Annotated in this window: 7 protein-coding genes; 2 read left to right on the top strand and 5 right to left on the bottom strand. The window is 68.8% G+C overall.

From position 1 onward, the window contains the following. From VFU06_09780 to VFU06_09760, 5 genes are all read right to left on the bottom strand, one after another. The coding region (locus VFU06_09780; protein ID HEU5209691.1) for a hypothetical protein at positions 1-1,968 on the bottom strand (1,968 nt) is incomplete at its 3' end. A gap of 33 nt (positions 1,969-2,001) precedes the next feature. Then, positions 2,002-2,646 carry a DUF305 domain-containing protein gene (locus VFU06_09775; GenBank protein HEU5209690.1) on the bottom strand — a complete coding sequence of 215 codons (645 nt, stop codon included), beginning with the start codon at positions 2,644-2,646 and terminating at the stop codon, positions 2,002-2,004. Between the two features lie 280 nt (positions 2,647-2,926). Then, entirely contained in the window at positions 2,927-4,093 is a 1,167-nt protein-coding gene (locus VFU06_09770; GenBank protein HEU5209689.1) for an efflux RND transporter periplasmic adaptor subunit, read from the bottom strand. Beyond that, positions 4,090-6,459: an ABC transporter permease gene (locus VFU06_09765; GenBank protein ID HEU5209688.1), complete on the bottom strand. Its 2,370-nt coding sequence runs from the start codon at positions 6,457-6,459 to the stop codon at positions 4,090-4,092. The genes VFU06_09770 and VFU06_09765 overlap by 4 nt, the downstream gene beginning before the upstream one ends. Before the next feature lie 115 nt (positions 6,460-6,574). After that, on the bottom strand, positions 6,575-7,270 hold the full coding sequence (locus tag VFU06_09760) for an ABC transporter ATP-binding protein (GenBank protein HEU5209687.1): 696 nt from the start codon (positions 7,268-7,270) through the stop codon (positions 6,575-6,577). 284 nt (positions 7,271-7,554) lie between these two features. Here VFU06_09760 and VFU06_09755 point away from each other — a divergent pair, with 284 nt between their 5' ends. After that, positions 7,555-8,838: a serine hydrolase gene (locus VFU06_09755; GenBank protein HEU5209686.1), complete on the top strand. Its 1,284-nt coding sequence runs from the start codon at positions 7,555-7,557 to the stop codon at positions 8,836-8,838. A 26-nt stretch (positions 8,839-8,864) separates the two neighbouring features. Beyond that, a complete protein-coding gene (locus tag VFU06_09750) occupies positions 8,865-9,560 on the top strand; it encodes a hypothetical protein (protein HEU5209685.1) in 696 nt (231 codons plus the stop codon). Positions 9,561-9,962: the final 402 nt, after the last annotated feature.

Here is a 9,962-nt window from a genome sequence, read left to right as displayed (position 1 = left end):
CGCGACGTCGGCGTCGAGACGTGTTGCGAGACGGTTCAGCATGTTTGCCTGCGGCGCACCGGACAGCACCTCTGCGCTCACGAGCGAGCCGCGGATCTCGGCGATGCGGTCCGCCGGCAGCCCCTGCCAGCGCTCGAGCTGGTCGACGTAGGCACGTGCCAGGGCGAACGATGGCGGCCAGACGTACTGCGGCTGGCCCTGCGGGTTCAGGTAGTCGAGCTGCACCGTGTTCGCCGCATCGATCTCGTTCTGCGTCAGGAACGCGCTCGGCTCCAGCTCGAAGACGTCGAGCCCGCGTGCGATCTCCGAGCTGTAGATCGCGCCGTTGTACCAGTACACCGACCAGCTGCCGCCCATCGAGAACTGGTCCGGATCGATTGGGCCGCGGTCATGGAACGCGATCTCGACGGGGTTGTTCGGGTCCGTGAAGTCGAAGACGGAGATGCCGCCCTGGTACCACGCCTGCACCATCACGTCACGACCCGGGATCGGGATCAGCGAGCCGTTGTGCGCGACGCAGTTCTCGAGTGGCGTCTGCGCAGCCGGCAGCTTGTAGTAGTCCTTGAAGACGAGCTGCCGGTTCTCGATCGTGAAGATCGCGTTCGCACCCCACTCGGCCGGGTCGCTCGCACGGCACTTCGCCTGACCGCCGCCGCCCCACTCGTCCGTGAAGATGACCTTGCTGCCGTCATTGCTGAACGTGGCGGAGTGCCAGTACGCGAAGTTGGAATCCGCTGCCGCATCGATGCGCACGGGGTTGACCGGGTCGCGGATGTCGAGGAGCAGGCCGTAGCCCTCGCACGCGCCGCCGGCGAGCCCGATCGCGGGGTACACGGTGATGTCGTGGCACTGCGTCGGGCCCGGACGCGGGCCGTCACCCTGCTCACGCTCACCGACCATGGCCGCAACGATCTGCGGCAGCTCGGCCCGCAGCGTCGCGCTGTCCTGCGCGGTCGGAGCACCCGTGCCGCCACGGCGCGCAACGATGGAGTCGAGCATCGGGCGCACCCACTGGTCCGGCAGCACGAACTGCTGCCCCATCACCTCGGCGACGAACGCGCCACGGGCCTTTGCCTCTTCGATCTCACGGATGTCGTCCGGCGCCATGCCGTGTCTCGGCGGCGCGACCAGCTCATCGAAGATGCGCGGCGAGCTGACGATGGCGGCGAGCTCCGGGTTCTTCAGCGGCACGCGGATGACCTCGATGCGGAACAGCGCGGAGTTCGGATCCTCGCTCGGCGGCGCCGCGACGCACCCCGGCAGCTCCTCCTCCGGGCGTACCTGGGCGGAGCCCGACACGTAGATGTAGACGTTCTCGGTGTCGCCAGGATGCTCGAGCACGGTGTGCGTGTGCGAGCCGCGGCAGGTCTGCACGTTGCCGACGTAGCGCGGGTTGCGAATGTCGCTGACGTCGAAGATCCGGATGCCGCGCAGGCGGTCCTGGCTGACTGCCTCGGCCACGCCCTCCGTGCCGCAGTCCAGCCGGCCGCCCAGTCCCTCGCCCGAGACGAAGAGCAGGTTGCGGTAGATGGACACGTCACTCTGCGATGCCGGGCAGACGAAGCCGATCTCCAGCGTCGGGTTCGCCGGATCGGCGATGTTCCAGACCTGGAACCCGTTGTAGTTGCCCTGGATCGCGAAGTCGCCCGTGAACGCGAGGTCGGAGTTGGTCACGCCGACGAACTCCTCGGACGGTGGAGTGAACGACACCTGGCGCAGGTTCCAGATCGCCTCCTCTGCGTCGAACAGGCCGGCGCCGAGCCCGACACGCGGATCCGGGCTGGGAACTGTCCGGAGCGCAGTCGAGAACGGCACGACGTCGCCCGTGGTGGGCGCCGGCTGCGAGGAGCCGGCCGACGACGTGGAGGACGCGCAGGCCGCGAGGCTCAACGCCCCGGCGGCGAGCAGCGCACCGGTGCGCAGCGATGCCGCGCGTGTACGGAGTTCCTGCAGGGGGACAGGTCTCATACCGATTCCTTTAGCTGGTTTGTCGGGGTGTGACTACTGCGAGCCGTCGGCCTCGGGCAGTGCCCTCAGCATCAGCTCCATGCGCGCGACTTCCGTCCGCTGATCGACCTGCACGTCCGAGGCGAAGCGGAACACGTCCTCGTCCTGCCCCGCGCCATCCGTCGCGAACAGGTCGCGTACCATCGCCACGGCGCCGGTGTGGTGCTGGATCATGAGCGTGAGGAACAGGCGGTCGAACGCAGGGCCTCGTGCCGCGCGCAGCGATGCGAGCTGCTCGGCGCTCAGCATGCCGGGCATGTGCATCATATCGTGATTGGCGCCGTGCTGCATCCCCGGCACGTGCACCATCACGCGGCCGTCGTCCATCCGGTGCAGCTCGGGCACCGGCTGGCCGCGCGTGCGCAGCCACCGCTGCATCGTCGCGATCTCGTCCTCCTGCGCATTGATGATGCGCGCCGCGAGCGTGCGGATCGATTCGCTGGCACCATGCGATGGCGCGAGCTGTGCCATCTCGATCGCCTGCGCATGGTGATGGATCATGTCGTTCATGAACACGACGTCCGCTTCCGTGAAGCGGGTGCGCGAGCTGTCGATGCGGGCGCGGTAGAGCGCCTCGATGTCCGAGGTGCTGCGACTGTCGCTGCGGTTCGGAGCCTCACCCGGTCCCGCGGGAGACACCCCGGCCCCGGAGCTCGAGGCGCATGCTGTGACAAGACTGAGGATCGCGGTGGCGGCAACATACAGTAGCCTACCGCTGCGGGTCTGCGTCATTGACGTCCGGAGATCGCAGGATGGATGCGTTGCTGTGCCCGTGATACGTGAGCCGGGGCATAATGTTTCGTCGGGGGCTGCGGCGACAGGTGCACGGGACGGAACCACCGGATGTCCGTTCAGGCGACGTCCTGCACGCGCACGGCGCACGAACGCGGCGACAACGGAGCGGCCACAGCCCGCGTTCTCAGCCGTCCTGCTCCGCCGGCACGTCCACCCGTGCGCCGTCCGCCAGGTCGCCGGGCGGGTGCACCACGACGAGCTCTCCCTCGCGGAGACCGTCCAGCACCTGCGTCGCAAGGCCACCCTGCCGGCCGATCTCGACACCCCGGAGCCGCGCCCGGCCGTCCTCCACGACGAACGTGCTCCAGCCGTCACCGCTCCGGAACAGCGCCGCGGTCGGCACCTGGAGCACGCCGGCGCCATCCCAGAGTATGAAACGCGCGAGCACGCGGTATCCGGACCCGAGCCCGCCCCGGAGACTCTCCGGCGACGTGATGCTCGCCCATACCGGCACGCGCTGCTCCTCGACGCCGAGCGCGGAGACCCGGGTGACGGCTTCGGGATCGACGCGTGTCACGACGCCTTCCAGCTTCGCGGCGCCGCCCCAGTCGTCGATCTCGACCCGCGTGCCGGGGTGGATCTGCACGGCGTCTTCCGAAAGGACGTCCGTGCGCACCTCGATGACGCGGGTGTTGCCGATCTCGAGCAGCGGCTCGCCGGGACTGACAGGGCCCTCGCTCGTCCGGCGCACGGCCAGTACCTGGCCGCCGGCGGGGGCGCGCAGTACCGTCGGCACGGACAGGTGACCCGACGGCGTGGCGCGCGCACTGATCTCGGCGGCCGACAGCTCCGCGCGCGCCGCGTCCAGCGACGCACCGGCCCGCACGGCTGCAGCGCGGGCCTGCTCGATCTCCTGCGCCGTGATCGCGCCTGCGTCGAACAGCCGTTCAAAGCGCGCCAGGTCCGCGTCTGCCCGCTCCGCCGCGACGGCTGCCTCCTGGACGGCCGCGCGCGCGGCGCGTACCGCCGCGTTCGCCTGCGCCTGGTTGCGCGGGTCCAGGATCGCCGCGCGTGGCGGCTCGAGCTGCACCAGCACATCGCCTGCACCCACCGCGTCGCCCTCCTCCAGCGTGATGCGGCGGGCATATGCGATGACGGGCGCAGTGACGACGTAGCGATCCGCAACCTCCGTCCTGCCTTCCTCCTCCACGGTGACCCGCAGCGGTCCACTGGTGACCGGTGCCGCGTCGACCGGCAGTGGTTCGGGAAGGAACGCGACGACGATCGCGAGGAGAGTCACGGCCGCAATCGCGCCGAGCACGATCTGCCGCCGGGTAGGTCGCTTCATCATTCCCTCGTCTTGAGGACGCCGACCAGGTCGAGCTCGTTGAGGCGGCGCAGCACGATGAGGGCAGAGGCGGCGCCCGCGCCGAGCACCACGCTCGCCGCGATGGCGAACGTGTCCGACTGCAGCACGAGTGGAATCTGGTACATGTCGGATTGCAGTCTGTCGACCAGCGCACGTGCGCCCAGTCCACCGAACAGAAAGCCGACGGGCACCGCGAGCAGCACGAGCAGCGCCAGCTCACCGAGCAGGATATAGGCGACCTCGCCCCGACGGAAGCCGAGCACGCGCAGGCTCGCAAGCTCGCGGTCCCGCTCGGACAGCGAGATCCGGGCACTGTTGTAGATCACGCCGAACGCGATGATGCCGGCAAACAGGCTGAGCACGGCAGTCATGACGAGCATGCTCGATTCGAAGGTGGTGCGCACCGCGTTGATCGCCTGGTCCTGTGCGGTGATGGCCGCGATACGGGGACGATCCTGCAGCCGCCCGGTGATCGCATTCGCGTATGCATCGTCGATCATCAGCAGCGCACCGGAGACCGCCTGGCCGTTGCCGGCCAGTCGGTTGAGCTCGTCCAGCTCCATGTAGGCGCCCAGGCCGACGAACTGTTCGCCGAGTCCGGCGACGGTCAGCAGGGTGCGGGAGCGCGTCCCCTCGAGCACCTCGACCTCGAGCTGGTCACCGGCCCGCGCATCGAGCAGCTCGCCGAGTCGCGTGGACAGCAGCACGCCGGAGGGCGGAATGGCGAGCGGCCGCAGATCCGGGTCGATCACGCGCTGCAGGTACGCGTCGGGCGGCACACCCTGCAATGCGATCATCTCCTCGCGGTGGCCGTGGCGCAACCGCACCGGGACTGTGCGCATCGGCTCCGCATGCAGCACGCCCGGCAGTGCTGCCAGCTCCTGCACCGCGGACGACGAGGTGGGCTCGATGAACGTGACAGCCAGGTCGTGGCGCTGCGCGATGCCATACTGCACGCGGATGATGCGGTCGAAGGCGTCGCCGAAGAAGAGTCCCATGACGAGCAGGGCACAGCCGGCCGCAATGCCGAGGACCGTGAGCAGCGACTTGATCGACTGCCGCTCGAGGTTGCGCATGATCATGCGTGTCGGCTGGTCGAAGAAACGCTGCAGGCCCAGTCGCTCGACGATCGTCGGCCGGTACGTCGCCGGAGCGGGCGGCCGCATCGCTTCCGCCGGCGCCAGGCGAACTGCATTGCGGACCGCGCGGATCACGCCCAGCAGGGCGGCACCGCCGGTGAACGACACCGCGAGAACCACGACGGACGCGCGCAGCGTGTAGTCCAGGGCAGGGAAGCGGTAGAACTCGAGGTACAGCCCACCCATCGCCGCTCCCGCCCAGATGCCGAGCGCGATGCCCAGCAGTGCACCCAGCAGCCCGATCACCAGCACCAGCTTCAGGTAGTGCACGCCGATTGCGACGTTGGTGTAACCGAAGGCCTTGAGCACCGCGATCTGCTCGCGCTGCAGCGCAACGAGCCGCGACACGACGATGTTGAGAAGAAACGCCGCGACCGCGAGAAAGATCGCGGGCAGCAATGTCGACATCGTTTCGAGCTGCCGGAACTCCTCGGAAATCAGCGAGTGCGACGGCTGGTCCTCGCGCCCGTGCGCCCCCTGGCCACCATACTGCCGGAGCACCGCGTCGACACGCTCGATCACATCGGCCGTGCGCGCACCGGGCGCAATCGTGAAGACGACGTCATTGAACGCGCCGTCCATGTCGTACGCGGGTGCGAGCACGTCCCGGTCCATCCACAGCACGCCGAAGCGCTCCGGGTCGGGAAAAAAGGCCCCCGGCTGGATCTGCATCAGGTACTCCGGCGAGAGCGCGATGCCGCTCACCGTCAGCACGCGGTAGCGCCCGTTCAGGATCGCCGTGATGCTGTCGCCGGGCTCCAGGTCATGTGCATCCGCGAACACCTCGTTGAGCAGGACCTCGTCCGAGCGGGCAGCGGGAAGCTGTCCGGACCGGATGACGAGCCGGTTGAGAGCAGGCTGCCCGGCGCCCGGCAGGCTGACGATCACGCTGGTGACGGGCTCGTCGAAGCCCCGCACATCCAGGTTGGCCGCGCCGATCACCCGCGTCTCCACGTGCCCGATGCCCGCCACCGCACGCAGCCGGTCCGCCACGCGTTCCGGTGCGCGCCGCACCGTCGCAAAGCCGTCCGCAAAGCGATAGTCCCTGTAGTAGGCCGCGAGCGTGCCCTGCAGCGAGTCCATGATGCTTGCCATGGAGACCCAGGACGCGACGCCCGCTGCCACGACGAACGCGATTGCGATCGCCTGCCCACGCATCTGCCCCAGGTCGCGCAGCAGCTTGCGATCGAGTGCGCGCAGCTTCAGCACGGAAGGCTCACGGCGCCCGGGACGGGCCGCTCTGCAGACGCTTCAGCGCAGGCTGCCTGCTCGAGGCGCTGCGCCTCATGCGCAGGATGCACTGGCCCGGACGCGGCGCAGAACGTCACCAGGTCAGCTCCCGCGCCTGGACCGGCTCACGGTTTTCGTCCACCCGCGTGATCCGGCCGTCGCTCAGGTGGATGATCCGGTTCGCGATCCGTGCCTGGGCTTCATTGTGCGTGATCACCGCCGTCGTCGTGCCCAGCTCGCTGTTCACACGCTGGATCGCCGCAAGCACCGCAACGCCGGTCCCGGAGTCCAGTGCGCCGGTCGGTTCGTCGCACAGCAGCACCGCGGGCCGCTTGGCGATCGCCCGCGCGATCGCCACCCGCTGCTGTTCGCCGCCGGACATCTGCGCAGGGAAATGGTCCATTCGCTCGCCCAGGCCGACGAGCTGCAGCGCCTCCTCCGGCGACATCGGATCGCGCGCGATCTCCGTGACGATCGCAACGTTCTCCCGCGCGGTGAGACTCGGGATCAGGTTGTAGAACTGGAAGACGAAGCCGACGTGATAGCGGCGGAACTCGGTGAGCACATCGTCGGTTGCGTGCGTCAGGTCGCGGTCCAGGTACGACACCGTCCCCGAGCTTGCCGTGTCCAGCCCGCCGAGAATGTTGAGCAGCGTGGACTTGCCACTGCCGGACGCACCGAGCAGGACCACCAGCTCACCCGCGTAGAGGTCGAGATCGACGCCCCGCAGCGCGTGCACCTCGACCTGCCCCATGCGGTAGACCTTGCCCAGGCCGCGGGTCCGGAACACCACGTCCGCGCCGGGGGGGCGCACACCCCCCGCGCTCTGTGCAGTCCGGCCCCCGTGACCAGCGTCCACCCTTCCCCCGTGTGCGTGTGCGTGTGCGTGTGCGCGCCGCCGACGCGGTGCCCACCCGCTGACGTGCAGGCGCTGAGCCCGCCGGCGCGCTGCGCTTGAACTCGGCGATACTCGTGCCCGTGCCCGTGCCCGTGCCCGTGCCCGTGCCCGTGCCCGTGCCCGTGCCCGGCCCGCCCCACCTTGCCGCACATCACGCGCCGCCGGAGTTTGCCGGGATGACCGTCTCACTGACCCGCGCCATACCCTTTGCCGTGACGCTGCTGGCCGCATGCGCCCAGGCCGCGTACGTCACGCCTTCGGCACCACGCGACCATGCGTTCGCCGGCGCCATCCTGCGCGCAGACAGCATGCTCGACGCCGCCGTGGCCGCAGGGCAGATCCCCGGCGCCGTCCTCGTCGTGACGCGCGACGGCCGGATCGTCCACGAGAGCGCCCACGGCTTCGCGCAGCTCTACGAGTATGACGAACGGGCGAAGTACGGCACACCACGCCGGCTGGACGAGCCCCGGCCGATGCAGGTCACGACGGTTTTCGACCTCGCCTCCGTCACCAAGGTGATGGCCACGACGTACGCGATCATGCTGCTGGTCGATCGCGGCCTCATCGACGTCGACGCGCCCGTGCACCGCTACCTGCCCGATTTCCGCGGAGCACACTTCGACAGCATCACCGTGCGTCACCTGCTCACGCACTCGGCCGGGCTCCACCAGTGGCAGCCGATCTACTACAACGCTTCCAGCGCCGCCGAGGCGTACGAGGTGATCCGCCACCTGCCCCTGCAGTACGGCGTGGGCGTCGAGCGCCGCTACAGCGACCTCGGCTTCATGCTGCTCGGCTACATCGTGGAGCAGGTGAGCGCCAGGCCTCTCGATGCGTTCCTGCGCGACGAGCTGTACGCGCCGCTGGGGCTGCTCCACACGTCCTTCCTGCCCACCGCATCGCAGGATTTCGCCGCAACATCGCACGGCAACCCCTATGAGCGGCGCATGGTCCACGACACCGCGTTCGGCTACCGCTACGACGGGGATCCGACCGCCTGGGACGGCTGGCGAACGTATACGCTGATGGGCGAGGTGAACGATGGCAACGCGTGGTACGCGCACGGCGGCGTCGCCGGCCACGCCGGCCTGTTCTCCACCGGACGTGACCTGGCCGTGCTGCTCCAGCTGATACTGCAGGGCGGCGAGTACGGCGGGCGTCGCTACATCGCGCGCGATGTGGTCGAGGAGTTCACGCGGCGCGATCGCTTCGGCCACGGTCTCGGCTGGCAGCTGCCCGCGGATGCCCCCGCGGGCAGCTTCGCGCACAGCGGCTTCACCGGCGCGTACGTCACCGGCGTGCCCGCAGCCCGCCTCGGCATCGTGCTCCTCACGAACCGCCAGAACGCCGGCGTGAACGGAAACGGCTACTATCCCGGCGTCGACATTCGCGACGACGTCGTCCGCACGATCATCGACGGGGCACTGGACTTGCGGCGCCCCGCAGGCAGTACTCCCTGAATCCCCGCACACCCCTGGAGGAGCTCATGCGTCACACACGCGCTGTGCTTGCCGTTCCCCTGTTCCTCGCCATGGCGGCGAATGCCCACGCGCAGGAGGAAGACCGGGCTGTCGCCAACGGCGGCATCCACGTGGAGGGATGGCAGGGCGCAGTCGACGCGCGCGCCGCACAGGCCGGCCAGAGCGTTGCCAACGCAAGTCTCACCATGGAAGGCGACGTCCTCCACGTGCGTACCGGGCCGGCGATCACGTACTGGAACCCGGCCAACACCGCGAGCGGCGAGTACACCGTGTCGGCCACCTTCACGGAGCCGGCATACATGGCCCTGAACGACCACCCGCACCCCTACGGTATCGTGATCGCCGGCAACGACATCGGCGGCGACTCCCAGAGCTACCTGTACTGTGCGGCCAACGGTGCCGGCAACTTCATCGTGCGCGGCTTCGGACCGGAGCCGTTCCAGATGAACGGCCGCCGCGGCGAAACACACGACGCCGTCAACAAGGCCGCAGGGCCCGGCGAGCCTGTCACGCAGGAGATCGCCGTCAGCGTCCACGAGGACCGCGTCGAGTGCGCGATCAACGGAACTGTCGTGGGCAGCTACCCGCGCAGCGAGGTCGTGCAGGAGGGACGCCTGCGCTCGACGGACGGGGTGTACGGCATCCGCTTCGCACACAACACCGAAGGCACGGTGAGCAATCTGGCTGTTCGGCAGCACTGATTGTCTTATCACCGCTGAGACGCGGACGGCGCTGCGTATTGTCACACGGAGTCCACAGCGGTCACAGTGAGCACCACGTGCAGGGAGGCCTGCGGCGCGACCGCAGGCCTCTTCCGCATCGATGCATTTATTCTGTTGAAGCTGGATCTCGGCGTGCGCAGGTGACGAGAGCGACGCGCGCTCGGCGTCAGCGCCACACAACCAATGAAATGCTGGAAGCGCGAGCGTGCCCGAAGTGTCGCGCGAAAACGGCTGTGTCCACTGGCCCTGCCCCGGTTTGGTGGACACCAAGCAGTCCCAATCGGCATGTTGGGACAGGAGGTGTCCACATGGGAAAGAAGCGTCGGGCCTATTCGGCGGAGTTCAAGGCTGAAGCGATTCGGTTGATTGAGCAGGGTGAGA

This window comes from Longimicrobiales bacterium (assembly GCA_035764935.1).
In the GTDB taxonomy this organism is placed as follows: Bacteria; Gemmatimonadota; Gemmatimonadetes; order Longimicrobiales; family RSA9; genus DASTYK01.
This window is presented reverse-complemented; position numbering and strand designations above follow the sequence as displayed.

Excerpts from the sequence above, each read along its gene's own strand:
- VFU06_09770 (HEU5209689.1), bottom strand. The coding sequence starts at position 4,093 with ATGATGAAGCGACCTACCCGGCGGCAGATCGTGCTCGGCGCGATTGCG.
- VFU06_09750 (HEU5209685.1), top strand. The coding sequence starts at position 8,865 with ATGCGTCACACACGCGCTGTGCTTGCCGTTCCCCTGTTCCTCGCCATG.
- VFU06_09755 (HEU5209686.1), top strand. The coding sequence starts at position 7,555 with ATGACCGTCTCACTGACCCGCGCCATACCCTTTGCCGTGACGCTGCTG.